The 23237-nt window shown below is 62.1% G+C and carries 23 protein-coding genes; 12 read left to right on the top strand and 11 right to left on the bottom strand.

Going from position 1 to position 23237, the window contains the following annotated elements; all coding sequences use genetic code 11:
* Nucleotides 1–65: 65 nt before the first annotated feature.
* From DBV08_RS21295 to DBV08_RS21310, 4 genes are all read left to right on the top strand, one after another.
* The gene (locus DBV08_RS21295) at nt 66–1802 is read left to right on the top strand and encodes a 2-isopropylmalate synthase (RefSeq protein ID WP_124568757.1); all 1737 of its coding nucleotides are present in this window, start codon (nt 66–68) and stop codon (nt 1800–1802) included.
* A gap of 78 nt (nt 1803–1880) precedes the next feature.
* A complete protein-coding gene (locus DBV08_RS21300; RefSeq protein ID WP_124568758.1) occupies nt 1881–2429 on the top strand; it encodes a YceI family protein in 549 nt (182 codons plus the stop codon).
* A 64-nt stretch (nt 2430–2493) separates the two neighbouring features.
* Nucleotides 2494–2871, top strand: a complete 378-nt coding sequence (locus DBV08_RS21305; protein ID WP_047889123.1) for a DUF3054 domain-containing protein — start codon at nt 2494–2496, stop codon at nt 2869–2871.
* A 57-nt stretch (nt 2872–2928) separates the two neighbouring features.
* Nucleotides 2929–4401: a peptide MFS transporter gene (locus tag DBV08_RS21310; protein WP_047889122.1), complete on the top strand. Its 1473-nt coding sequence runs from the start codon at nt 2929–2931 to the stop codon at nt 4399–4401.
* Nucleotides 4402–4407: 6 nt separating this feature from the next.
* On the opposite strand, the gene DBV08_RS21315 is transcribed toward DBV08_RS21310, so the two are convergent.
* From DBV08_RS21315 to DBV08_RS21325, 3 genes are all read right to left on the bottom strand, one after another.
* Complete coding sequence (locus tag DBV08_RS21315; protein ID WP_047889121.1) at nt 4408–5145, bottom strand: sulfite exporter TauE/SafE family protein; 738 nt, start codon at nt 5143–5145, stop codon at nt 4408–4410.
* Between the two features lie 30 nt (nt 5146–5175).
* A complete protein-coding gene (locus DBV08_RS21320; RefSeq protein WP_124568759.1) occupies nt 5176–6855 on the bottom strand; it encodes an NTF2-like N-terminal transpeptidase domain-containing protein in 1680 nt (559 codons plus the stop codon).
* A gap of 107 nt (nt 6856–6962) precedes the next feature.
* On the bottom strand, nt 6963–8720 hold the full coding sequence (locus tag DBV08_RS21325) for a penicillin-binding transpeptidase domain-containing protein (protein ID WP_185564850.1): 1758 nt from the start codon (nt 8718–8720) through the stop codon (nt 6963–6965).
* A 157-nt stretch (nt 8721–8877) separates the two neighbouring features.
* On the opposite strand from DBV08_RS21325, the gene DBV08_RS21330 reads away from it, so the two are divergent.
* On the top strand, nt 8878–9432 hold the full coding sequence (locus tag DBV08_RS21330) for a hypothetical protein (RefSeq protein ID WP_095971400.1): 555 nt from the start codon (nt 8878–8880) through the stop codon (nt 9430–9432).
* Nucleotides 9433–9446: 14 nt separating this feature from the next.
* On the opposite strand, the gene DBV08_RS21335 is transcribed toward DBV08_RS21330, so the two are convergent.
* Entirely contained in the window at nt 9447–10247 is an 801-nt protein-coding gene (locus tag DBV08_RS21335; protein ID WP_185564798.1) for an HpcH/HpaI aldolase/citrate lyase family protein, read from the bottom strand.
* Nucleotides 10244–11065, bottom strand: coding sequence for a 2-oxo-hept-4-ene-1,7-dioate hydratase (hpaH, locus tag DBV08_RS21340; RefSeq protein ID WP_124568761.1), 822 nt, complete (start codon nt 11063–11065; stop codon nt 10244–10246). The genes DBV08_RS21335 and hpaH overlap by 4 nt, the downstream gene beginning before the upstream one ends.
* Nucleotides 11066–11172: 107 nt before the next feature.
* On the opposite strand from hpaH, the gene DBV08_RS21345 reads away from it, so the two are divergent.
* Entirely contained in the window at nt 11173–11769 is a 597-nt protein-coding gene (locus DBV08_RS21345) for a MarR family winged helix-turn-helix transcriptional regulator (RefSeq protein ID WP_124568762.1), read from the top strand.
* Here the strand turns inward: DBV08_RS21345 and DBV08_RS21350 are convergent.
* Nucleotides 11736–12350 carry a flavin reductase family protein gene (locus DBV08_RS21350; RefSeq protein ID WP_081341441.1) on the bottom strand — a complete coding sequence of 205 codons (615 nt, stop codon included), beginning with the start codon at nt 12348–12350 and terminating at the stop codon, nt 11736–11738. The two genes, DBV08_RS21345 and DBV08_RS21350, sit on opposite strands and share 34 nt — an antisense overlap.
* A 17-nt stretch (nt 12351–12367) precedes the next feature.
* Complete coding sequence (locus DBV08_RS21355; RefSeq protein ID WP_124568763.1) at nt 12368–12823, bottom strand: VOC family protein; 456 nt, start codon at nt 12821–12823, stop codon at nt 12368–12370.
* A 281-nt stretch (nt 12824–13104) separates the two neighbouring features.
* Between DBV08_RS21355 and DBV08_RS21360 the strand changes: the two genes are divergently transcribed.
* The 3 genes from DBV08_RS21360 to DBV08_RS21370 all read left to right on the top strand — a co-directional run bounded on the left by DBV08_RS21360 (nt 13105) and on the right by DBV08_RS21370 (nt 16211).
* Complete coding sequence (locus DBV08_RS21360) at nt 13105–14706, top strand: ABC-F family ATP-binding cassette domain-containing protein (RefSeq protein WP_124568764.1); 1602 nt, start codon at nt 13105–13107, stop codon at nt 14704–14706.
* Nucleotides 14707–14757: 51 nt separating this feature from the next.
* The gene (locus tag DBV08_RS21365) at nt 14758–15297 is read left to right on the top strand and encodes a hypothetical protein (protein ID WP_124568765.1); all 540 of its coding nucleotides are present in this window, start codon (nt 14758–14760) and stop codon (nt 15295–15297) included.
* Nucleotides 15298–15440: 143 nt separating this feature from the next.
* Nucleotides 15441–16211, top strand: a complete 771-nt coding sequence (locus DBV08_RS21370; protein ID WP_095971403.1) for an alpha/beta fold hydrolase — start codon at nt 15441–15443, stop codon at nt 16209–16211.
* 18 nt (nt 16212–16229) lie between these two features.
* Here the strand turns inward: DBV08_RS21370 and DBV08_RS21375 are convergent, their stop codons facing one another.
* Both DBV08_RS21375 and DBV08_RS21380 read right to left on the bottom strand, forming a co-directional pair.
* Entirely contained in the window at nt 16230–18278 is a 2049-nt protein-coding gene (locus DBV08_RS21375; RefSeq protein ID WP_260395687.1) for a heavy metal translocating P-type ATPase, read from the bottom strand.
* A 142-nt stretch (nt 18279–18420) separates the two neighbouring features.
* The gene (locus DBV08_RS21380; protein ID WP_124568767.1) at nt 18421–19071 is read right to left on the bottom strand and encodes a DUF305 domain-containing protein; all 651 of its coding nucleotides are present in this window, start codon (nt 19069–19071) and stop codon (nt 18421–18423) included.
* Nucleotides 19072–19287: 216 nt separating this feature from the next.
* On the opposite strand from DBV08_RS21380, the gene DBV08_RS21385 reads away from it, so the two are divergent.
* Both DBV08_RS21385 and DBV08_RS21390 read left to right on the top strand, forming a co-directional pair.
* Entirely contained in the window at nt 19288–20001 is a 714-nt protein-coding gene (locus tag DBV08_RS21385) for a response regulator transcription factor (protein ID WP_095971406.1), read from the top strand.
* Nucleotides 19998–21104: a cell wall metabolism sensor histidine kinase WalK gene (locus DBV08_RS21390; RefSeq protein ID WP_124568768.1), complete on the top strand. Its 1107-nt coding sequence runs from the start codon at nt 19998–20000 to the stop codon at nt 21102–21104. The genes DBV08_RS21385 and DBV08_RS21390 overlap by 4 nt, the downstream gene beginning before the upstream one ends.
* Here DBV08_RS21390 and DBV08_RS21395 read toward each other — a convergent pair.
* Complete coding sequence (locus DBV08_RS21395; protein WP_003945505.1) at nt 21088–21378, bottom strand: YiaA/YiaB family inner membrane protein; 291 nt, start codon at nt 21376–21378, stop codon at nt 21088–21090. The two genes, DBV08_RS21390 and DBV08_RS21395, sit on opposite strands and share 17 nt — an antisense overlap.
* A 181-nt stretch (nt 21379–21559) precedes the next feature.
* On the opposite strand from DBV08_RS21395, the gene DBV08_RS21400 reads away from it, so the two are divergent.
* Nucleotides 21560–22768 carry a macrolide family glycosyltransferase gene (locus DBV08_RS21400; protein ID WP_124568769.1) on the top strand — a complete coding sequence of 403 codons (1209 nt, stop codon included), beginning with the start codon at nt 21560–21562 and terminating at the stop codon, nt 22766–22768.
* 6 nt (nt 22769–22774) lie between these two features.
* Here the strand turns inward: DBV08_RS21400 and DBV08_RS21405 are convergent, their stop codons facing one another.
* Entirely contained in the window at nt 22775–23221 is a 447-nt protein-coding gene (locus tag DBV08_RS21405) for a MarR family winged helix-turn-helix transcriptional regulator (RefSeq protein ID WP_124568770.1), read from the bottom strand.
* Nucleotides 23222–23237 lie beyond the last annotated feature (16 nt).

Here is a 23237-nt window from a genome sequence, read left to right on the forward strand (position 1 = left end):
ACCGGCACCCCTCCGCGGGGTTTCGCCATGCCGGTCTCTCTACTCGACCGCAGGAGAAACCGAAGATGAGCACTACCCGCGCCAACCACTGGAACAACCAGAAGCCGTCACCCATGCCGTCCGAGCGCTATCGCGCCGCGTGGGATCGCGTCGACATTCCGGCTTTCGAACGGACCTGGCCGTCCAATCGCACCACCGCGGCACCGCTGTGGGTACCCGTCGATCTGCGTGACGGCAACCAAGCCCTCGCGGAACCGATGGACCCCGAACGCAAGCGTCGGATGTTCGAACTGATGGTGGCGATCGGCTACAAGGAAATCGAGGTCGGCTACCCCTCCGCGAGCCAGACCGACTTCGATTTCGTGCGAGATCTGGTGCGATTCGATCTCGTTCCCGAGGACGTCACCATCGTCGTATTCACCGCCGCGCGTACGGATTTGATCGAGCGGACATACCAGTCGATCGAAGGACTGCCGAACGCGGTCGTCCACATGTACACGGCGACGGCGCCGACGTGGCGAAACGTCGTTCTCGGCAAGGAGCGAGAAGAGCTGCACGACATGATTTTCCGCGCCGCGCAAGACGTGGCCCGAGGAGGCGAAGGCCACGACGGATGGCGATTCGAGTTCTCGCCCGAGGTCTTCAACCTCACCGAACCCGATTACATCCTGCAGGTGTGCAACAGTCTCACCGAACTCTGGGACGCCAGTCCCGATCGCCCGGTCATCCACAACCTGCCTGCCACAGTCGAAATCGCGACCCCCAACATCTATGCCGATCAAATCGAATACATGCACCAGAATCTGGCTCGACGTGATTCGGTGATCCTCTCGGTCCACCCGCACAACGACCGCGGCACCGGGGTTGCGTGCGCCGAACTGGCAGTCTTGGCCGGTGCCCAACGCGTCGAGGGGTGCTTGTTCGGTAACGGCGAGCGCACGGGCAACGTCGACCTGGTCACACTGGGGCTGAATCTGCATGCACAGGGCGTCGATCCGGAAATCGACTTCTCCGACATCGACAAGATCCGTCGAACAGTGGAGTACTGCAACCGAATCCCCGTCCACGAGCGCCACCCGTACGGCGGCGATCTCGTATACACGGCATTTTCCGGAACCCACCAGGATGCGATCAAGAAGGGCTTCGCCCATCACTACGAGAGTGCGGAGGCTGCCGGCGTCGATCCGGGATCGGCGCCGTGGGCAGTCCCCTATCTGCCGATCGACCCCGCCGACGTCGGCCGTGACTACCAGGCGGTCATTCGCGTGAACAGCCAGTCGGGCAAGGGCGGAATCGCATATCTGCTGCAGACCGAATACGGGGTCGAACTCCCCCGCCGCCTGCAGATCGACTTCGCCTCACGGGTGCAGCTCGAGACCGACGACTCGGGCACCGAAATGACAGCCGACCAGCTGTGGAACCTGCTGCTGCGCGAGTACGGGTACAACGGAGGAGTGCGACGGTACTCGCTGGAGCACACCGCCGACGGTGATCAGTTGTTCGTCGCCATCGAACGCGACGGGCGCGAGGTCACCGCTGCAGCCAGCGCGTCCGGACCGGTCGAGGCATTGGGCAAAATCCTGACCGAACAGGGCTCGGCGGTCGAGGTCGTCTCGCTCACCCAGCATTCACTGCCCCGCAACCCGGAATCTTCCGGCAGTGCAAATTCGGCAGTCACCATCGCAGAGTGCGTGGTGAACGGCGAAGGACGCTGGGGCATTGCGGTGCATCAGTCGGTGACAGCGTCGGCGCTTCACGCGGTCTATGCCGCAAGCACACTGAATGTGATGCAGCTCACATGATCTTGCGGAAGGATTTCTCGGGGTCCATAGTTGAAGCTACAAGAACTTGAACATTCAACTACTTATTCAGGAGCTTCCATGACCACCGCAACCTTGCCCACATTGACCGCCGGAACCTGGGTCATCGACACCGTCCACTCCACTGTCGGATTCTCGGTTCGCCACCTCATGGTTTCCAAGGTTCGTGGAACGTTCGACGAGTTCTCCGGAACGATCACCGTTGCCGAGGACGGCACCCCGGCCGTCGAGGCCGAGATCTCCGTGGACTCCATCAACACCAAGAACGAGCAGCGCGACGGCCACATCAAGTCCGCTGACTTCTTCGACGTCGAGAAGTTCCCGAAGGCCACCTTCAAGTCCACCGCAGTGCGCGCCAAGGGCAGCGACTTCGTCCTCGCCGGCGACTTCACGCTTCACGGCGTCACCCGCGAGGTCGAGCTGAACCTCGAGTTCAACGGCGTCAACCCGGGCATGGGCCAGGGCCCCGTCGCCGGATTCGAAGCCACCACCGTCATCAACCGCAAGGACTTCGACATCTCCATCGAGATGCCCCTCGAAGGCGGCGGAGCAGTTGTCGGCGACAAGATCACGATCACCCTCGAGATCGAAGCCGGCCTCCAGGCCTAACAGCACTGTGCGCCTTTATTAACCGCCCGCGGTTAATAAAGGCGCACAGTCGTATGGTGTGAGCGTGAAGAAGTACGCACCATTCCTGCTGATCGACGCCATTCTTGTCATAATCTTCTGCGCGATAGGGCGCCGTACCCACGAAGAAGCCAACGCGCTCGCCGGTCTGGCGAAGACATCCTGGCCCTTCCTGACCGGCCTGGTGATCGGATGGGCTGCCACGTTCGCGCTGTACCGCGACAAGTTCAACGCCGTTCTCCTTCTTCCCACCGGCATTGTCGTTTGGCTCGGCGCCGTCGTCATCGGCATGATCCTGCGAGTGTTGAGTGGCCAGGGCACCCAGTTCAGCTTCATCGTGGTCGCGACGCTGGTCCTCGGCGCGTTCCTTCTCGGTTGGCGCGCACTCGCTCCGCTGGTATCGAAAATCCGCACCAAGTCGTAACCAAACTCCACGGCTCGGAACTACCCGAAATGCTCGAGCACGTAGGACACTTTTCGGATGAGCAACACTACGGAGCCCGTCGAACGTAGCGAGAAAGAAGACCGGGGGTTCTTCGGCCAACCCTTTGCGCTGGCGAACCTGTTCGGCGTCGAGATGTGGGAGAGATTCTCCTTCTACGGGATGCAAGGCATCCTCATCTACTACCTGTACTACAGCGTCAGCGACGGCGGCCTCGGCATCAGTCAGGCGGCAGCGACCAGCATCGTCGGCGCGTACGGCGGCACCGTCTATCTGTCGACGATTCTCGGCGCGTGGGTGGCCGACCGACTTCTCGGCTCCGAGCGCACGCTCTTCTACAGTGCTTCGCTGGTGATGGCCGGCCACATCGCCTTGTCGGTTCTTCCCGGCATGTGGGGTGTCGGCGTCGGCCTGGTCATGGTCGCCTTCGGCAGTGGCGGCCTGAAGGCCAATGCGACCTCTCTGGTCGGAGATCTCTATTCCGAACAGGATGTTCGCCGCGACGCCGGATTCTCCATCTTCTACATGGGAATCAACATCGGCGGTCTTGTCGGCCCACTGCTCACCGGAGCCGTCCAGGACGCCTGGGGATTCCACGCCGGTTTTGCTCTCGCCGCGGTCGGCATGGCTCTCGGCCTGATCCAGTACACGCTGGGCCGCAAGCATCTTCACGGAATCGGTGCCGAGCCCGGCAACCCGTTGCCCGCAGACAAGCGCGCGCTCTACATCGGGATCGGCATTGCCGCGATCGTCGTCGTCGCGGTCGCCTCGATCACCGGTTTGATCACGGCCGACAACATGTCCGACGTCGTTGTCGGACTCACGATCGTCGCGTCCGTCGGTTACTTCCTCCTCATGCTCACCAGCAAGAAGGTGACCAAGGTCGAACGCAGTCGAGTCTTTGCGTTCATCCCGATGTTCATTGCGAGCGCGGCCTTCTGGTCGCTGTTTCAGCAGCAGTTCACCACCGTGCCGGTGATCTCCGACAAACTCCTGGACCGCAATCTCTTCGGTTGGGACTTCCCGCCGACGTGGGTGCAGTCGATCAACCCGGTGTTCATCATCATCTTTGCCGGCGTGTTTGCAGCGATGTGGACAAAACTCGGTGACCGTCAGCCGTCGTCGCCGATCAAGTTCGCGCTCGGTACCGGCACCATGGGTCTGGCGTTCCTGGCGTTCATCCCGATCACCGGTGGCGGACCGAACAGTGCACCGCTCCTCGGCCTGGCCGGCGTGCTTCTGCTCTTCACCTTCGCGGAACTCTTCCTGTCCCCCGTCGGCCTTTCCCTTGCAACCAAACTCGCGCCCGAGCATTTCCACACTCAGATGGTGGCGTTGTTCTTCTTGTCCGTTGCGTTGGGTTCTTCGATGGCGGGAACCTTGGCCGGTTACTTCGACATCGACGACAGTCGCCCGTTCTTCCTGATCATCGGTTTCTCGTCGATCGGAATCGGAGTGATTCTTGCTCTTGCCTCGCCGTGGATCAAGAAGCTGATGCAGGGCGTGAAGTAGACGGTCTCACTTCACCCACAACCACAGAGCCAACACGAATCCCGCTGTCGCCACTGCCACACGCAGTACCGATGGCGGGATTTTCTTGACGACGGGCGGGCCACACCACCCTCCGGCCAAAGCGCCGAGTGCCATCGCCAACGCGGCCACCCAATGCACCTGTCCGGAGAAGGCGAAGATGAGTGCAGCCACAAGATTGGCAATGCCGAGAAAGAAGCTCTTCAGGATCGTTGCACGCCACACCGTTTCGGAAGTGAGGATGAGCGTCGCGGCCAGGAAGATGACGCCGGCACCGGCACCGAAATAGCCGCCGTAGACCGCGACGGCAAACAGTGCTGCCGAGTAGATTCCGGGACGGTCACCACCGCCCGACAGCTCACGAATCTTCGGTTGCAGTAGCAGCGCGAGCGAGGCGAACACGACCATCGCCGGCACAACGGATTCGAACGAACCTTCCGGTGCCAACCACAGAATCAGGGCACCGACGATGCCACCGGCAGCCGAATAGAGAGACCAGCGAACAAGTTTCGGACCGGTATCGGCAACTTCACGGGACGAGTTCGCCAATGCGCCGACGCCGACGGCCACCAACGCGACGGTATTGGTCATGTTCGCGCTGACCGGCGAGAGCCCGACGCTCAGCAGCGCCGGATACGAGACGATCGACGCAAGACCGGTGACAAAACCGACTAGACCGCTGAAGAATCCCGCTACGACGAGGAATAGGAAATCGAGCAGGTTCACGAACCAGGAATCTACTCGCGGTGCTTGGTACTACTTGTCGGCAGGCTTGCCGAGCTCCTGGAAGAGCTTGTCCGTCATCTGCATTGCTCGATCACCACCGTCGGCGTCTGCGACGAACACTGCAAACGCGAAGTCTCCGCGCGCTCCGTAGAACCAGCGATCGTCACCGCTCGCTGCGCCGGCCGCCATCATGTCCGGGTACCCAGCCAGTCCGCCGGCGCCTCGCATGGCGTCACGCAGACGATTGTTGACGTCGCCGGGCAAAGCCGTCGGCGCGACGTCGGCGGTTGCCGGTTGTCCGAAGACCATCATCGGCAGCGGGGCACTGCCGCGGGCGATCGATGCCGCGAGCATCGCCATTCCGAACGGAGTCACTGTCGGCGCGCTCGCGTCGTTGGACGTCTTGTTGGCCATGACGTTGTTCATCGCCTGGTCCACGCCGGGGCGGTTCGCGGCAAGCACTGCTGTCTGCTGTTCGAGTCCCTGAATGTGGAAGCCGTTGCCGAGTCCGAGCTGCTGCCCGGTGTCGGCCAACTGCTCGGCTGACACGCTGCCGGGGTCGACGCCGTTCTGCATCGACGATGCGAGACGGACCAGATCGAGTGCGCCGCCGGCCGGGCGCAACCCGGTGAAGGCGATCGGGCCCTTTTCGATGGCCTGATTGTTCTGTGCTGCAGCCAGAATGGCACCGTCCGACGGGCGGATAGCCACGATGGCCGCGGGAGTACCTGCACTGACGACAGCTTCGATCGCGGCGAGTTGAGCGTGCGAGTCGAGAGTCGCGGCGACATCGGGGCCGGGAGGTCCCTGGAAGCCGGCTTGCTTGATCGGGAATCCGTTGGGCTCGACCAGGTTGACCGCCCAGCCGGCGGTGGCGTCGCGATTGGCCTGCCACACGCTCCGCAGCGGGTCCAGCAACGGCGAGTTGATACGACGGTCGGAGGCGATCAGTTTGGGTGTCTTGACCACGACGACGCCGGGGATCGCAAAATCGCTTTCCAGGTAGGCGTAGTCGGGATCGCGGAGCAGTACGGCGGTGACGGGCTTGCCGGGGTTGGCGGCGAGGTCGGCCAACATCGACTCCGAAGTGACCAACGGAGCGACAGGTTCGAGCACCGTGGCGAGGCGACGAGTGGTGTCCACGGGGTCCGGCATGGTGGCCGGGTCGAGAGTGATCGCGTTGATGGTCTGCTCGTTCATGAGCAGGGTGCCGGTGCTGTCGACTACCTTCGGCGGCGCTGCGTCCGTGCGGGTGTACGAGACGGTGCGACCGTTGCCGAGGTCGGGAACGAGGACCGACGGGTCCCAGGACACACGCCAGCCGACCGACAGATCGCGAACCTCACCCTGCGACTGGTAGCTCCAGTCCTTGCCCTCACCGAAGTTCCAGGACGCGTCGAGAGTGAAGAGTCCGGAGTCGCTACCCAGGTCCATGACCTGAGCGACGTCGAAGTCGGTGGACTTGGCGGCCAGTCCGTCGAACATCTGCTGGATCGACGGCCGCGCGGCGTTGGGGTACGACGTGAGCGCCGCGGCAGCTTCGGCGTCGTGGTTGTTGAGGGCGGTGACGAAGTCCTCCACCACCGAGGCGGCGTCGGATTTCTTCTCGCCACCGATGACACACGACGCGAGCGCCACTGTCAGAACGACAGCAGTTATCGACGCAACGACATATTTTCCACGACGGTTGTGCTGTCCTCCGGGCCCCATGCATGTAACTCTTTACTTCTGTCACACGAGTAACAAGCACGGGATGCCTACGAACGTGTCACGGTTGAGCTACGACGGTGTGATCCAACTGCAACGGAAAACAGGTTTCAGCGCAGAAAAGTACCCGCTACCTGCACTGCAGGTGAAGAGCTGTCCGCACCCGCGATGAATACCGCAAATGCGAGATCTCCCTTGATTCCGACAAACCACCCGTGTGCTGGACCACCTTCGGTTTCGGCCGTACCGGTCTTGCCCAGAAGCCCCGGAATGTCCTGCAACGACGTTGCCGTGCCTCCTGTGACGGTCTCGCGCATCATCACCCGCAACTGTTCGGTCACCTCCGCGGGAGCAGGGGCCACCGTCTGATCCGCGACACCGGCCTGTCCCTTGACCAACATCGGCGCGGGTGTCGTTCCGTTCGCGATCGAGGCCGCCACCAGAGCCATCCCGAAAGGCGTGGCGGTCACGGTGCCCTGTCCGATCGCACTCTCGACACGTTCGGCGGGCGTGTTCGCGTCAGGGACGTTGCCCGTCAGCGTCGTGAGGCCGGGGGTGACGTAGTCGACGCCGAGCCCGAACTGCAGCGCCGCTTTGTGCAGAGCATCGGCGGGCAGACCGACGGCCATCCTGGCCATGGTGGTGTTGCACGACTTCGCGAACGCGGTGTGCAGCGGAACCGATCCGAGGTCGAACTCGTCGTCGTTGGGGATCTGACGGCCCTCGATGTTCTCGGTACCCGGGCACGCCAGAACGGTGTCCGGTGTAGCGACGCCGGCTTGCAGGGCCGCGGACGTCGTCACGGTCTTGAACGTCGAACCCGGTGGGTACAGGCCGGTCAACGCGATCGGGCCCTGTGCGTCGGCGGGGGCGTTCTGGGCCACCGCCAACACCGCTCCGGTCGACGGCTGCAGCGCAACGATCGCCGCCTGTTGCGTAACCCCGGCGAGCGCGTTCTCGGCCGCGAGTTGCAGCGGTCGGTCGATGGTTGTCGCGATGTTCGGAGCAACCGGCCCGTCTTGGCCGGCGACGGTGGTGACGGTTCCGTTCTGCTTCACCTGCTGCACCGCCCAGCCTGCGGACTTGTCCTGCCCCTCCTGCCACAGATCGGACAACCCACTGAATGTCGGCGACGCCAAAGTCTTGTCCACCGAGAGCAACCGAGCCTGCGGCGCCAAGCTCACTCCAGGAATTGCCGCTAACCGCTCCTCGATCGGTGCAAGATCCTCGGCACGCAAAGTGATTGCGGTGACCGGCTTCCCGCTTGCCGACGCAAGATCGCCGCTCAGTGATGCCGCCGTGATCGTCGGAGCGACAGGCGAGAGCAGGGCCACCACCGCTGCCGTGTCCACCGGTGGAACCGCAGCGGAATCGAGATTGACCAGCGTCACCACCTGCTGCTCCATGATCGGCTGGCCCGCCGCGTCCAGCACCGACGGCGGAGCACCTGTCGTGGGCGTGTAGCGCAGCGTCGTCGAGGAGGTCAGGTCCGGGGCGAGCAGCGCCGGATCCCACTGGATCAGCCAGTTGTCGCCGCTTTTCGACGCGTTTCCCTGCGTCGAGTAGTTCCAGTCCTGCCCCTCACCGAACTTCCACGCCGCGTCGAGCGTGAACGTCCCCGCAGAATCGCCGGACTCGGCGGAGTCGGAAACGGTGAATGTTCCCTCGTCCTTGCCCAGCCCCTCGATCAGAGCCGAAATCGCAGTCGACGCCGCCGCCGGATCGGTGGTCAGGGCTGCCGCCGCTTGCACGTCATCCGACGTGAGCGCGGAGGCGAACTCCTCTGCCACTGATTTCGGCTGGTCAGGGCCAGAACTGCAGGAAACCACCGATCCTGCGGCCAATGCCCCCAGAGCCACGGCAGCCATGGGACGACGGAAAGTTCGGAAGCTCTGACGAGCGTGTGGAAGGCGCACGACTCCGATCATGCCCGAATTTGTGGCGCCGGTTCGACTATCGGTGTAATCATGTAATCAGTGCAATAAACGCACATCAGGGCTCCACCAGCTTTCCGAGGAGAACGCCATGAAGAACTCACAAGGCTCCGGTGACCGCAGGTTCGGCCGACCCGGAGGTTGGCAACAGGCATCGGTTCCCGACGCGAGTGATGCGTCCGACTGGTTTGCCGGTCGACTTCCAGATGACTGGTTCACCGGCAGCGCCGACGTCCAGGTCGACCGCGAAGAAATCGTCGTGATCGGTGAACTCCCCGCAGTCGACGGTGGCGAGGCTGCCGCGGACGGAAGGATCTCACGCTTTCGCGAAACCACGCGCGCCGATCGGATGCGCATAGCGGACGAGGCCGAGGCTCGCTACGGACGCAAGGTCGCCTGGGGTGTACGCCTGGACGAAAAGACCGTCCTGTTCACACATCTCGCAGTTCCGGTGATGACACGACTACGTCAGCCCGAACGCAAGGTTCTCGACACCTTGGTGGACGCGGGAGTTGCTCGCTCGCGAGCGGATGCACTCATGTGGACAGTCCGGTTGGCGGGCAAGCACAGCGAACAGTGGCTCACCGAGCTACGAGAAGCGATGTCGAAGGTCGACGATCTTCGGTCCGAAGGCCCGAAAATCTGAGGACCGTGCGATTTTCAGTAGACCGAGACTTCAACTCCACGAGTAGCTTTCGGAGCACGAAACCTTTCCAACAAGGTCTCACAGCCTCGAACCAGCACCGCGACGTCGGTCCCGATTGCCACGAATCGACAACCGAGACCGATCGCGAGGTCGGCCACGGCGTCCGAACCCGCCAAAGTTCCCACCGGAACTCCGATTCGTGTGCACTCGTCCACCACGAATCGAAATGCCTCCTGCACCTGCGGATGCAGCGGCTGTCCAAGATGACCCGACGTCGCAGCGAGGTCCGACAAGCCCACAAAGACAGCGTCGATACCGGCTGTGCCCGCAATATCGCCGATGTTCGCCACAGCGTCGGGGGTTTCGATCTGCGCGATGAGAGTTATTCCGTCCGCGGATTTTTCGAGGTAGTCGACATCTCTGTTCCATCGCGAGGCGCGAGCGAGGGCGCTACCGACTCCGCGGTTCCCGAACGGCGGATATCGTGTTGCGGCAACGGCATCCCTCGCTGCTGAACCGGATTCGACCATCGGCAGCAGTAGCGTTCTCACACCGATGTCCAGAAGTCTCTTGATATCAACCTCGTCGGTGCTCGGCGGGCGCACGATCGGTTCGACCGCATCAGCTGCAACAGCTCGCAATTGATCCGCCACCGACCGGAGGTCGTTCGGACCGTGCTCGGAGTCGATCAACACCCAGTCGAACCCGGCCCCTGCGCATATCTCGGCAGTGACCGCTTCACCGAGCCCGAGCCACAAACCGAGGGCGGGAGCAGTATCGGACCGAAGCGCGACCTTGAACGGCTTGGTTGTCATTGTTCTTGTCCGGTCTCGGCAAACCGACACGAGACAGTGCCGAGCGAGCCGTAGTCGATGTGAAAGGTGTCCCCCGGCTGCGCCTGGATCGGACGGGTGAACGAGCCGGCAAGAATCACGTGGCCGGCTTTCAGTCCGACACCGAGACGTCCGAGTTTGTTCGCGAGCCACGCAACACCGATTGCCGGATGATTCAGGACCGCGGCAGCTACTCCGCTTTCCTCGACAACTGCGTTTCGATAGCAGAGCGCTGACACCCAGCGCAGATCGGTCTCGTTCGGTACCACCGGACGCCCACCGAGAATGATTCCGGCGTTCGCTGCATTGTCCGAGATGGTGTCGAACACTGTACGTGTTCGACCTGATCCCGGGTCGACCTGCACGATCCGTGCGTCGATGATCTCCACCGCCGGAACGACATACCGCGTCGCGTCGAGTACGTCGTACAGTGTGACGCCGGGGCCACTGAGGTCCCGATCGAGGACAAACGCCAACTCCACCTCCACCCGCGGAACAATGAAGTGCCCATTGGGTATCTCGGAACCGTCGGCAAAGAGCATGTCGTCGAGCAGCACCCCGTGGTCCGGTTCGGTGATCTTCGACGCCCGCTGCATCACCTTCGAAGTCAACCCGATCTTGTGGCCGATGATCGTCCTGCCCCTGGCAAGCTTTCTCGCGACCCATGCGGTCTGAATTGCATAGGCGTCGTCGAGGTCCATCTTCGGATATCCGAGAGAGAGCTGTCCGACCTGCACACCGGACAGCTCTGCTTGGTCGAGTTCTTCGGCGGCGGTCCGTATTTGACGTTCAGTCAGCATGACGCTCCTGCTGTCGAGATTTCTAGAGAGGGTGAGTGCAGCGATCCGCGCGCGAGACGCTTCCGCCGCATTGCCGCGGTCGGCCTGCAGACTTGTAAGCTCGATTCGTGGAAGCGACGGGAACAAATGCCGATCGGCGCGGCTCGGCAGGAACAAATGCCGAGCGCAGCAAACGGACCGCTGATGAAGCAATGGAACCCGTCCTGGCAATGTTCGACCAGTACGGATCTGCCGACGACCCTCCCGCTGCTCGACTGGGGCTGCTCGCGCTGTGGCTGGCCGACGACATCATCGGTTCGGTGAACCGGAGCCTCGAACCGTTCGAGATTTCCGAACGAAAGCTCGACGTTCTGCTCATCTTCGCCGCCCAGGCGATCAGCGACACAGACGAGCCGTACATGCGGCAGACACCGAGCGGCATCTCGGATTACTTCGGGATCTCCCGTGCCAGTGCAACCGGCGTCCTCGACTGGCTCGAGAAGCGCGAATTCGTCGAGCGCACTCGGACCGGGACCGACCGCCGGTCCACTCCCATCCAGATCACGGAAATCGGGAAAGGCACTGTCGCGGAGACGGTTCCTGCCTTCGAAGAGGCTTGCCGTGGCCTCCTCGCCCCTCTGTCCGATCGAGACCGAAAAGACCTCGGCCGAATCCTCGGCAAGTGGTGGACTCATTTCAAAGATCCGGACACGACTGAAGGCTGATCGACCCGAGCGAGCCTGAACGGGTCGGAAGTGGTTGTGTACCAACCGCCACCGTGCATTCGCCCCACGAGATCGAGCGAAGCACCGTCGATGTGGCCTCGGCTCGGATCCAACACGTGCTCGTCGTCGACATGTGCGGTCGTGATCTCGCCGACCACGATCGATCGCCCGTAGCCGATCGACAACGTCTGTTGTTCCACGCATTCCAACGAAACTGGTGCTCTTGCCAACCGAGGGGGCGCAATGCTCTGTGAAGCAACCAGTTCCAGACCCGCGACGGCCGTTTCGTCAACTGCGGCTGGATAGTCTCCGGCGGTGATATTCATACTCTCGACAGACTCGAGGTCGACAAGATTGATCACGAACTCACCTGTGTCGCCGATATTTCGAGCAGTATCCTTCGGAATTCCCTCACGAGCACCGATCCCGATGCACACGAGCGGTGGTGTCCCCGACATCAGATTGAAGAATGAGAACGGGGCGGCGTTCACCAAACCCCTGACGTCCACCGTCGTGATCCAGGCTATCGGTCTCGGGACGATGAGAGAGGCGAGGAGGTTGTAGCGAGACTTCGGTGCCATCTCCCCCACGTCGAAAATCATTCGCTCGAGCCGGCCGCAGGCTGGGCGCGCAGGCTCTTACGGCATCTACACAATCCCACCTGGTGGAGCTCGACGAGGTTGCCAGCCGGGTCGCGCACGAACAACTGCTTGAGGTCGGGCGAAGCGACGTTGTCCAGAGCAAAGTATTCAACACCGAGCTTGTCCAGTTCACGTTCGGCGGCCCCGATGTCAGCGACCGCGAGCGCTATGTGATTTTCCACCGGATCCTTGCCCGGCCCCTTGCTGTAGGGGGAAGGCCCGTCACTACCGAGAAGATGAATCTGCACATCACTCGGAATATCGAGGAAGTAACCATGAATACCGGGAATGTGCCAGCGTCCCGCATCCTGGGTCAGATTGAGAACGTCCCGGTAGTAGTCGCGGGTTCGGTCGGCGATGTCATTCCCCATTCCCAACCCGATGTGATGCAACTCAAGTACCTCTACGGCCATGATTTCCTCCCTGATACCTGCTCGAATATTTAGTATGGCAGCCATATCATCTGGCAGGCGTAACAATGCCGATACGTTTGCCTATTGTCAAGATCACAATGAGCCGGGCTCGAATAACCCATTGCACCGCCAGGTCGACCGCGTTAGCCTGGAACACGAATCATTCCCGACAGAACAGGAAACGGGCCGTTGCTCCTCTAGAGGTTCATTTCGCGAAGGCACTCGCACCCATCAGCAGTTGCTGAGCCGGGCGCACAGTCCAAGCACCCTCTGGAGTACTCATGACCCAATCCCATTCTTCTCTGTCGCTCTCGGATCTCACTTTCACCTGGCCGGACGGCGAATCAGTCTTTTCCCGCACCAACTTTGTATTCCCCAGTGGCCGTGTCGGTCTCGTGGGACTCAATGGATCGGGAAAATCGACTCTGCTGCGATTGATCGCAGGAGAGCTCTCACCGGAATCCGGATCCGTGACCGCTTCCGGCGAGGTCGGCTACCTCCGTCAGGACATCACACTCGATCCGAGTGTTCGGGTGGATGACATCCTCGATATCCACGAACTACGAAACGCATTGCACCGCATCGAAACCGGTGACGGATCCGAGTCCGATTTTGCACTCGTGGACAACAACTGGGATATCGAGGAGAGCGCTCTCTCCACCTTGCATCGACTCGGCCTCGCGAAGGTAGTTCCGGATACGGCGGCACTGAGCCGAACCGTCGGCACCCTCTCCGGCGGAGAGACCGTCCTACTCGGCCTGACCGCAACGCTGCTGAAGAATCCGCAGGTGCTGCTCCTCGACGAGCCGACCAACAACCTGGACCGCGACGCTCGATCACGAGTTCATGCTGCAGTCCAACAGTTTCCGGGAACCGTACTGATCGTCAGTCACGACCGGGAACTGCTCGACACCGCGGAGTACACGGTCGAACTACGTCGGGGGGATCTACGCGTGTTCGGCGGCAACTACTCGCACTACCAGGAGGTCGTGACCGCTGAGCAGGACAACGCACTCGCCACCGTTCGCGACGCCAAGGCCGATCTGGCGAAGCAGAGCCGCGAGCTGATCGACGCTCGAACAAAACTGGACCGACGTAAGCGCTATGGGCAGAAGATGTTCGAGAACAAGCGGGTGCCACTGATTATCGCGCAGGAACGAAAACGCCAAGCCCAAGTTTCGGCCGGAAAGCTGGCCCTCAACCATATCGGGAAGGTGGACGAGGCCAAGTCTGCCCTGTCGGAGGCAGAGGAACTCCTTCGAGACGATCGCGAGATCCGCCTGGACCTTCCTGCTACAGAGGTTCATCCGGGGCAGCAGGTTGCGCGGCTCGACGAGGTGACGTTGCGGAGCGGCCAAGTGGTATCGCTCCAGATCACCGGGCCGGAGCGGATTGCGATAATGGGACGCAACGGAATCGGCAAGACGACGTTGCTCGATGCACTCGCTGCGTCGACTCCGTTCGTAGCCTCTCGTGCGCTCCCCCAACGTCTCGACGTGTTCGACGAGGATCTCTCGGTGGCGGACAACGTCGCATTGGCTGCGCCACACGCAACGGCCGAGGAAATTCGTGGGCAGTTGGCACGGTTCCTTTTCCGGGGAACGGATTCCGACGTCTTGGCATCGGCGCTCTCCGGCGGTGAACGATTGCGCGCCGCGTTGGCGACGATCTTTCTGGCCGAACCCGCGCCTCAGCTGCTTCTTCTCGACGAGCCGACCAACAATCTGGACCTACCGAGTCTCGCCCATCTCACGCAGGCACTTTCCGATTTCCGCGGTGCCATGGTGGTGGTGAGTCACGATCTGCCGTTCCTGCGCGACATCGGCATAACGCGGTGGATCAGCATGGACGAGAATGGTATTCAGGACGTCGATCCCGAGTAGGCCGACGGTTGACGCTAGCGGCGCGAGACGGTCCGGCCTTACTGTGGGGCGATGTGCCTTCACCTCGACGCAACCGCCGCCCTGTCGATTGCAGGTTGGGTTCGCGAAGAACCTACTCGATCGGCCTCTGCCCCAGCTCCGCAACCTCTGGTCGGCGTTTGTGATCAACTCGTCGTGTGGGCGAGCTCGTTCTCCGTACTTGCCAGTTCAGACGACCAGGTGTGGTTTCTCTCGGCGGAGAACTATGCCGGTGGAGTTGGTATCAGCGATGAGGCGTTTCCCTGGAATGCGTTCCGGCACGAGAGCCTGGCGGTCGCTTCCGGGCCGGCTGAGCGCGCGGCGATCAACGCCTTCTGGTCCGCTCACCTCCCGGTTCTGCTGTCGGTACGCAATGGGTACGAGTACTTGGCGCTCGCTCCGGACGGTCAGGTCGTCCGTGGGGGAGAGCCGGAGTTCGAGGAGGTCACCGTCGTTGCCGCTGATTTCGAGGCTCTGCTTCGGGGCATAGCCGCAGGCGTCAGCACGGCAGACCCCGTCACCGATGCACTGCTTGGCACAGTGGGTGCTGACCGGCCGGGCGGTGACCGGTAGCTCTGAGGGAAGCCGAGTTGATTGCTCGACTGTTCGTGAAAGTTCCCGGCATCCGTCGAAATGGCTCCGGTCGGCTACTCGAGTTCACGTGCGTAGTAACTGGCACCCATACTGGACGGGTGTTGCACGATGTGAGAAATCCGGTGGACGGTGCGCGGATCACCTATCAGATCGTGGGCGACGGCCCACCCCTGTTGATGGTGCACGGCACTGCGTTGTCTCGCTCCATCTGGCGTGGCTTCGGGTACGTCAAGGCGCTCCAGGAACAGTATCGTCTGATTCTCGTCGACATGCGGGGTCACGGACGCAGCGACAAACCACACGACTCCGATTCGTATGCAATGGATCTGGTGGTCGGCGATCTCCTGGAGATCCTCGACACGGAGTCTCCGTTCGAACCGGCTCACGTCCTCGGATACTCGTTCGGCGGGCGCTCGGTGATGTCGCTGACTGTCGAGCACTCCGAACGGGTGCGATCGTTGACCGTCGGAGGCGGTAGTAGCCGACCGATGACGGGCGCGTTCGACGCATTGTTCTTCCCAGGCTGCATCGACGCACTCGAAAGCGGCGGTATCGAAGGATTTCTGACCGGTTGGGGCGCGAGACGCGGCAAACCGGTGGATCCTCAGACCGCGACTGCCTTTCGAATCAACGATCCCCTCGCACTCGCGGCTTACATGCGGCGTGCGGAGAAGGAGCAGGGCATCGACGACGCCGTGCTTCGCCGGATCGCCACGCCGACTTTGTTGTTCGTCGGATCGAGAGATCGCGAGCGCCTGCCGGATACCGAGCATCTGGAGTCCATGATTCCGGACAGTGCTTTGGCCGTGATCGAGGGGGCTGATCACGCGAGCGCGGTCGCGGACTCCGAAGCTGTGCTGCGTGCGCTCATTCCGTTCCTGAGCCGACAGTAGTCCGCCTTCATCCGCTCACTACTGCGGTGTGAGCACTCTCGACTCGAGCGCGGTCACCGGTGGTTGCCGCAAGTCCAAGCGTCGCAGCAACTGAGCATTCGCGGCAACGACCACAGTGGATACCGACATCAGGATTGCTCCGACCTCCATCGGCAGCACGAACCCGACGGGCGCCAGTACTCCCGCAGCGAGGGGAACCGAGATCGCGTTGTATCCCGCTGCCCACCAGAGGTTCTGAACCATCTTCCGGTAGGTGGCGCGGGAGAGCTCGATGACCGAGCTCACCGAACGCGGATCATCGCTGGCCAGAACAACTCCCGCCGACGCGATCGCCACGTCGGTTCCGGCACCGATCGCGATGCCCACATCCGCCTGGGCAAGTGCCGGCGCATCGTTGACCCCGTCACCGACCATCGCCACGCGGTGGCCCGCAGCCTGAAGCCGAGATACCTGTGCTCCCTTGTCCTGCGGAAGCACCTCGGCGAAAACTTCGTCGATCCCGAGCCTGCGAGCCACCGAATGGGCCACGGCCTCTGCGTCTCCGGTGACCATGGCCACGCGCACACCGCGAGCGTGGAGGGCGTCGACGGCCAATGCCGATTCCGGGCGAATCTCGTCGGCCAATGCCAATGCACCGATCACCTTCTCGTCACGCACTACATGCAGGACGGTCGACCCGTCACTCAGCCACTCTTCGGTCCCCGGGATCGCTGTGGCCCCGACCGATCTCAACATCCCCGGTCCGCCGACACCGACGCGTGCACCGGCGACGTCCGCAGCAACCCCGATCCCGTTGTGCGCCTGAAAGTCGGAACCCGAAGTGAAGTCGAGCGACAACTCCCGCGCCGCTGCGACGACGGCGCGCCCGAGTGGATGTTCGCTGTCGAACTCGACGGCAGCTGCCGCGCTGAGCACGTCATCATCGGAATACCCGTCGACACCGCGTACACCGACCACTGCGGGCTCCCCCTTGGTGAGAGTGCCGGTCTTGTCGAAGAGAACGGTGTCTACGTTGCGCATCGCCTCGAGGGCCATGCGGTCGGTGATCAAGATCCCAGCCCGAGCGGCCCGTTCCGTCGCGATGGAGACGACCAGCGGAATCGCCAACCCGAGCGCGTGCGGGCAGGCGATCACCAGAACGGTGATCGTCCGGGTGACTGCGCTCTCGGGTGTGCCCCAGATACTCCAGGCGATCGCGGTCAGCACTGCCGCGCCCAGTGCGTACCAGAACAGCAGAGCAGCGGCCTTGTCCGCCAACACCTGAGCACGACTCGACGAGTTCTGGGCCTGTTCGACCAGGCGCCGGATACCGGCGAGCGCGGTGTCTTCTCCCACAGCGGTGACTCGAAGCCGAAGTGCCGAGTCGGTGGCTACGGTGCCGGCCACCACCTGATCTCCGACAGTCCGGCGGACGGTCTTCGACTCGCCCGTGATCATGGATTCGTCCATGTCGGCGCTTCCCTCGACGACCGTTCCGTCCGAGGGAACTCGGGCGCCGGGACGAACTATCACCAGGTCGCCGGTAGCCAGAGCTGCGGTGGGCACGGTTTCCACCGACTCCCCCACCACCCGTTCGGCCTCGTCGGGAAGCAAAGCGGCAAGAGAGTCCAAGGCGCTCGAAGTCTGACTGAGCGAACGCATCTCGATCCAGTGACCCAACAACATGATCACGATCAGGAGCGCGAGCTCCCACCAGAAATCAAGAGTGTGATCCACCCAGTGCAGACTTGCAGCCCAAGACGCGAAGAAGGCAACGGTGATGGCAAGTGCGATCAGAAGCATCATTCCGGGTTGCCGAGAACGTATTTCGGCGACAGCGCCGGTGAGGAACGGCTTGCCGCCCCAGAAGTACATCACCGTGCCGAGTACCGGCGAGATCCATTCCACCAGAGAGTTTTCCGGAAGGGTGTACCCGACCAGATCAGCGAACATCGCATCTGCCGCAACAACCGGAACTGCGATTACCAGCATGACTGCGAACAACGTCCGGAACTGTGCGACGTGATCCCCGTGACCACCGTGGGCCCCATGCTCCATCTGACTGTGGTTCATCTGGCTGTGGTCCATCTCGCTATGGTCCATCTGACTGTGATCCATGTGGCGGTCATCCCCTCGCGTGTGATTCCGGCACTGCAGCGGTCAAGCCATCAGCCTCGAACGTATGCCCGGCTCAGCCACCGAGCAAGGTCACGCGGCCAACGTCAATCGCTCAACTCCCCTTCAACATCGCTTCCATCTGAGTGATTTCCGCCTGCTGACCGGCGATGATAGCTTCTGCCATCTTCTCCGCCGATGGATCGAGCCCGTTGTCGAGCTCGGTCTGGGACATGGTGATGGCACCCTTGTGGTGCTCGATCATCATCGTCAACCACAACTTGTCGAACTCCGCGCCACTGGCGTCGGTGAGGGCGGCCATGTCGTCGGCCGACATCATGCCCGGCATCTCGGCCATCCCGACGCCGTGTCCCGCATGCGCCGAATCATCCATGCCCTCCATCGAACTCGACGAAGGATCGGGGCGTCCCCACTTCGTCAGGAATTCGGTCATCTGAGCCATTTCCGGGCCTTGCGCTGCCTCTATCTGCGCTGCAAGCGAGAGAAGTTCCGGATTGTCGGTTCGACCGTCGACCATTCTGGCCATGTCCAATGCCTGCGCGTGATGCGGGTACATCCCTTCGAGAAACTCGATGTCGGCGGCATTGACACCCGCGGGAATCTCCGACTGTGCTGCGACGCTGGTTGTTTCGGAAGAATGGTTGACACTCTCCCCGGAGTTGTCCGAGCATCCGGCAATCAACAGTGCTGCCGCTGCCACAACCGGAACGAACCGCGTGGCGCTCTTCCTGACCGTCAAAGACATGTTTTCACTCCCGAGAGTTGATTCTGTTCGATATGCACTGCACCACAATTGATTTGACGACAGTGCTGCAAATGCACAGTTGCCACGTTACCGGCGGAAATCCGCCTCGAAGCCCGATAACCGGCCCAAACAGGCTTCCTTCATCGAATCTTCACAGTCGAACGGAAATCACCACGCGACAGAAATGCAGACACGCAGTCGACTAACCTCGGTTCGATGAGCGCCGAACTACGACCTGGTGAGGAACCGGGGCGTGTTCTTGTCGTCGACGACGAGACTGCCCTTGCGAAGGTTGTCGCCAATTATCTGACACGCGAGGGATTCACCGTGCGCCTCGCCCACGACGGGCCGAGCGCAGTACGTTCGGTGCGCGACTTCGAGCCCGCACTGATCGTGCTCGACCTGATGCTTCCGGGCTTCGACGGTCTGGAAGTCTGCCGGCGGATCCGCACGTTTTCCGACGCGTATGTCCTGATGCTCTCCGCCCGCGGTGACGAGTCGGACAAGGTAACCGGGCTGGCAGCCGGCGCAGACGACTACGTGGTCAAACCCTTCGGCCCCCGCGAGTTGGTTGCGCGAGTGAAAGCACTGCTCAGACGGCCACGCGCGTCGAGCTTGCTGCCGAAAGTACTGCCAACGCCTCCCGGACTCGACATCGACGTCCTGTCCCGCACGGTTCGTGTGGACGACGCCCTGGTCGATCTCACTCCCACCGAGTTCACTCTGTTGTCCGCACTCGCATCCCGACCCGACGCTGCCTGGAGTCGGGCCGAGATCATCACCTCGGTGTGGGGGTCGTCCTGGTTCGGGGACCAGCACATCGTCGACGTCCATGTCCGTGCGTTACGCCGCAAACTCGGCGACGACGCGACCGATCCTCGGTTCATCAGGACCGTCAGGGGCGTCGGATACTCCCTGAGGTCGTCATGAACGCGGTCGTCATGAACAAACTCGGGTTACGCGGAAAACTGCTGCTCGCGCAGCTTGTCGTTCTGTTCGTCTCCTGCCTCGCCATCGCCGCAGTCGCCATTGCCGTCGCTGCCCCGCTCTTTCACAACCACCTCATGATGGCCGGCATCGAAGACTCGAACGTCCGTACCCACACCGAAGAAGCTTTCGCTCAGACGATGACCATCGCTCTGTTGTGCGGGATTGCAGTCGCACTGGTGGGCGCCGGCATCGCCGCGGTCTACATCGTCCGACGCATCACCGCCCCGATCTCAACGCTGGCGGAGGCGGCGCAAAGCGTCGCCGACGGGAACTTCGACGTGACTATCGGCCGGTCCGGCGTAGATGCCGATTTCACGCGTCTCGAAACTGCCTTTGCCGACATGGCGGCACGCCTTGATCATTCGGATCGGGTCCGCAAACGCCTGCTTGCCGATCTTGCCCACGAATTACGCACTCCGGTATCGACTTTGGCTGCGTACGTGGACGGCATCGAGGATGGCGTCCTACCCGCGGACTCCTCTTCGTGGTCGGTCATGCGCGATCAACTCGAAAGACTGCGTCGGCTCTCTTGTGATCTGGCGGACGTCTCCGCTGCCGACGAACACGCTCTCGAACTCGATCGCCGGGATGAGAATATCGACGACATCGTTTGCAGCGCAACGGCAGCAGCGGCGCCGCGTTTCGCCGATCGTGGAGTCGAATTGACTACCGCGCTACCTCCGCAACCGATCACGGCCGAGGTCGATCGCCAACGAATCGACCAGATCCTCGCCAACCTGCTCGAAAACGCGTTGCGGCACACTCCGAGCGGAGGTTCGGTGACGGTGACACTCGCGCGGGAAGGTGACCACCTCTCGGTGTCCGTCACCGACACCGGTGACGGAATTCCCACAGACGAACTCGAATCAGTCTTCGACCGTTTCCATCGCGGTGATCGATCCGACGGTTCCGGTTTGGGGCTCACGATTGCGCGTAGCCTCGCGCTCGCACACGGCGGCGATCTGGTGGCGCTCCGAAACGAACAACCTCCCGGCAGCACGCTGATCCTCACCTTGCCGACAGGTTTCAGGCTGCCGCTTTGAACGGATCGTGCTCGGCGATCAACTTCTCGAGTCGAGCTTCGTCCACTCGAACCCTGACTGTCGACGCTTCCTGCTGATCACGAATCACCTTGGCCAACGTGAACGTACTGGTGACCAGGAACAGCAAGGACATTCCGAGAAATCCGCGTTGCCACGCATCGATCGGAAGATACGCAATTCCGAGGAGGGTGCCGACAAAACTGACGGCAAAGGCTATTCCGGCCTGAAGATAGAAGGCTGCAGTGGTCTTCGAAGGTGTTGTCGGTGTGCTCATGCTTCGAAGTCTGCTCGCCCATCCCGGCACTCGGATGCGCAGTCCTACTCGAGAGTGCACGGTACTTCCCCGACAAAAAATCAGATGCCGTTACCTATCCTGGTGGATAGTCTCGGTCCGGTATCCGGAGTTGTTCCAGAACAGTTGTCGTTCGACAACAGTCAGACGGCAGGAGTGATCGATGACCCGCAGACATATCGCCATGGTGAGCATTCCGGCACCTGGCCACGTCAATCCGAGCCTGGCGATCATCGCGCGTCTCGTCGCCGCCGGTCACCGCGTCACCTACGCCAACGACGAGTCGATGCGTGAGGTCATCGAGGCGACCGGGGCCGTATTCGCACCGTACGTCTCCACATTGCCCAGCCTCGTTCCTTCTCCTGACGGCGCCGAACCGGAGAAGAGTTGGGACGGAGATCTGATCGATCAGTTGACGATTTTCCAGGACGACTACGAGTCGATGCTGCCGCAGCTGCGCCGAATCTACGACGACGACCGTCCCGACCTCTTCCTCTACGACATCGCAGGAGTTCCAGGGCGAATACTGGCTCAGCAGTGGAACGTTCCCATCATCCAGCTGTCGCCGACGTACGTCGCCTGGGACGGTTACGAAGCCGACGCCGCACCGATGTACGACGAGATTCGCTCCGACCCGAGAGGCATCGACCTGCTCGATCGGGAGGCCCGGTTCTTCCGCAGCGAAGGCGTCGAGGTCGACCCGCGCGAGTTCACCGGACGCCCACCGCGTGCGATCGTTCTGATCGCAGAATCGATGCAGCCCAACGCCGATCGCGTGAACCGTGACGTGTACACCTTTGTCGGCCCGGCACTCGAACCGAGCAGTCAACCCTGGGTGAACCCGGATCCGGACCGCAAACTTCTGTTGATTTCGTTGGGTTCAGCCTTCACCGATCATCCGGATTTCTACCGTACCTGCGTCGAGGCTTTCGGCGAGCTGGACGGCTGGCACGTCGTCCTCCAGATCGGAAAGCAGGTGCAGATCTCAGATCTCGGACCAGTGCCCGACAACGTCGAAATACACCGATGGGTACCGCAGTTCGCGATTCTGCAGCAGGCCGACGCGTTCGTGACCCACGCGGGTATGGGCGGATCCAGCGAGGGGCTCGTGACCGGCACACCCATGATCGCGGTGCCGCAAGCCGTCGATCAGTTCGGCAACGCCGACTCGCTGGTCGACGCCGGTGTCGCAGTACGCGTCGACAGCGCTACCGTCACGACAGCAGAGCTTCGTGAGGCGTTGGCTCGGGTGAGCTCGGACGAGTTCCGACGACGCAGTACAGAGTTGGCAAAAGAGCTCGCAGCGGCGGGCGGTGTGTCCCGTGCCGTCGAGTTGATCGAAGCCGTCCTACCCGGCAGCGGGCGGCGGTAGTGGCGGCTACCAGTGCCAGGCGTCGCCGCCCACGTTCTTGATGGTTCGCTGCAGAACCGTGATGGTGGTGACGAACTCTTCTTCGCTGATTCCCTGCATCCGCTCTTCCTGCAGCATCTGCTGTATCCGCGCGGCGCGTTCGAACTGCTGGGAGCCCGCATCAGTGGGGAGAAGGACAGCCCCGTCTTCACGCGCCCACCCCAGATCGAGGGCAGAGTCGACGGCCGCGTCGACCACGTCAGTTGATTCGTTCGGACCGATCGTGCGGAGGAGGGCAGCTCGCTCCATCCCTTCAGGGTGCAGCGAAAGTTGGTGCAGGACCCACCATTGCGGCTGGGTGACGCCGATCGCTTCGAGCGCTCCCCTCGTGCGCGCACGAATCGCCTCACCGGCACGCGCGGTCCAGAATCCGATCGGCTGATTGGCCGGTGGCTGCATCGCTTGTTCGTTCATGGATACGACGATAAAA

Source organism: Rhodococcus sp. KBW08 (assembly GCF_003852455.1).
In the GTDB taxonomy this organism is placed as follows: Bacteria; Actinomycetota; Actinomycetes; order Mycobacteriales; family Mycobacteriaceae; genus Rhodococcus_F; species Rhodococcus_F baikonurensis.

Coding starts and splice junctions, on each gene's coding strand:
- DBV08_RS21320 (WP_124568759.1), bottom strand. CDS start 6,855: ATGGGGCCCGGAGGACAGCACAACCGTCGTGGAAAATATGTCGTTGCG.
- DBV08_RS21350 (WP_081341441.1), bottom strand. CDS start 12,350: ATGGCACCGAAGTCTCGCTACAACCTCCTCGCCTCTCTCATCGTCCCG.
- DBV08_RS21330 (WP_095971400.1), top strand. CDS start 8,878: ATGAAGAACTCACAAGGCTCCGGTGACCGCAGGTTCGGCCGACCCGGA.
- DBV08_RS21300 (WP_124568758.1), top strand. CDS start 1,881: ATGACCACCGCAACCTTGCCCACATTGACCGCCGGAACCTGGGTCATC.
- DBV08_RS21395 (WP_003945505.1), bottom strand. CDS start 21,378: ATGAGCACACCGACAACACCTTCGAAGACCACTGCAGCCTTCTATCTT.
- DBV08_RS21400 (WP_124568769.1), top strand. CDS start 21,560: ATGACCCGCAGACATATCGCCATGGTGAGCATTCCGGCACCTGGCCAC.
- DBV08_RS21385 (WP_095971406.1), top strand. CDS start 19,288: ATGAGCGCCGAACTACGACCTGGTGAGGAACCGGGGCGTGTTCTTGTC.
- DBV08_RS21360 (WP_124568764.1), top strand. CDS start 13,105: ATGACCCAATCCCATTCTTCTCTGTCGCTCTCGGATCTCACTTTCACC.
- DBV08_RS21325 (WP_185564850.1), bottom strand. CDS start 8,720: ATGGCTGCCGTGGCTCTGGGGGCATTGGCCGCAGGATCGGTGGTTTCC.
- DBV08_RS21405 (WP_124568770.1), bottom strand. CDS start 23,221: ATGAACGAACAAGCGATGCAGCCACCGGCCAATCAGCCGATCGGATTC.
- DBV08_RS21365 (WP_124568765.1), top strand. CDS start 14,758: ATGTGCCTTCACCTCGACGCAACCGCCGCCCTGTCGATTGCAGGTTGG.
- DBV08_RS21295 (WP_124568757.1), top strand. CDS start 66: ATGAGCACTACCCGCGCCAACCACTGGAACAACCAGAAGCCGTCACCC.
- DBV08_RS21380 (WP_124568767.1), bottom strand. CDS start 19,071: ATGTCTTTGACGGTCAGGAAGAGCGCCACGCGGTTCGTTCCGGTTGTG.
- hpaH (WP_124568761.1), bottom strand. CDS start 11,065: ATGCTGACTGAACGTCAAATACGGACCGCCGCCGAAGAACTCGACCAA.
- DBV08_RS21355 (WP_124568763.1), bottom strand. CDS start 12,823: ATGGCCGTAGAGGTACTTGAGTTGCATCACATCGGGTTGGGAATGGGG.
- DBV08_RS21375 (WP_260395687.1), bottom strand. CDS start 18,278: ATGGACCACAGCCAGATGAACCACAGTCAGATGGAGCATGGGGCCCAC.
- DBV08_RS21310 (WP_047889122.1), top strand. CDS start 2,929: ATGAGCAACACTACGGAGCCCGTCGAACGTAGCGAGAAAGAAGACCGG.
- DBV08_RS21335 (WP_185564798.1), bottom strand. CDS start 10,247: ATGACAACCAAGCCGTTCAAGGTCGCGCTTCGGTCCGATACTGCTCCC.
- DBV08_RS21390 (WP_124568768.1), top strand. CDS start 19,998: ATGAACGCGGTCGTCATGAACAAACTCGGGTTACGCGGAAAACTGCTG.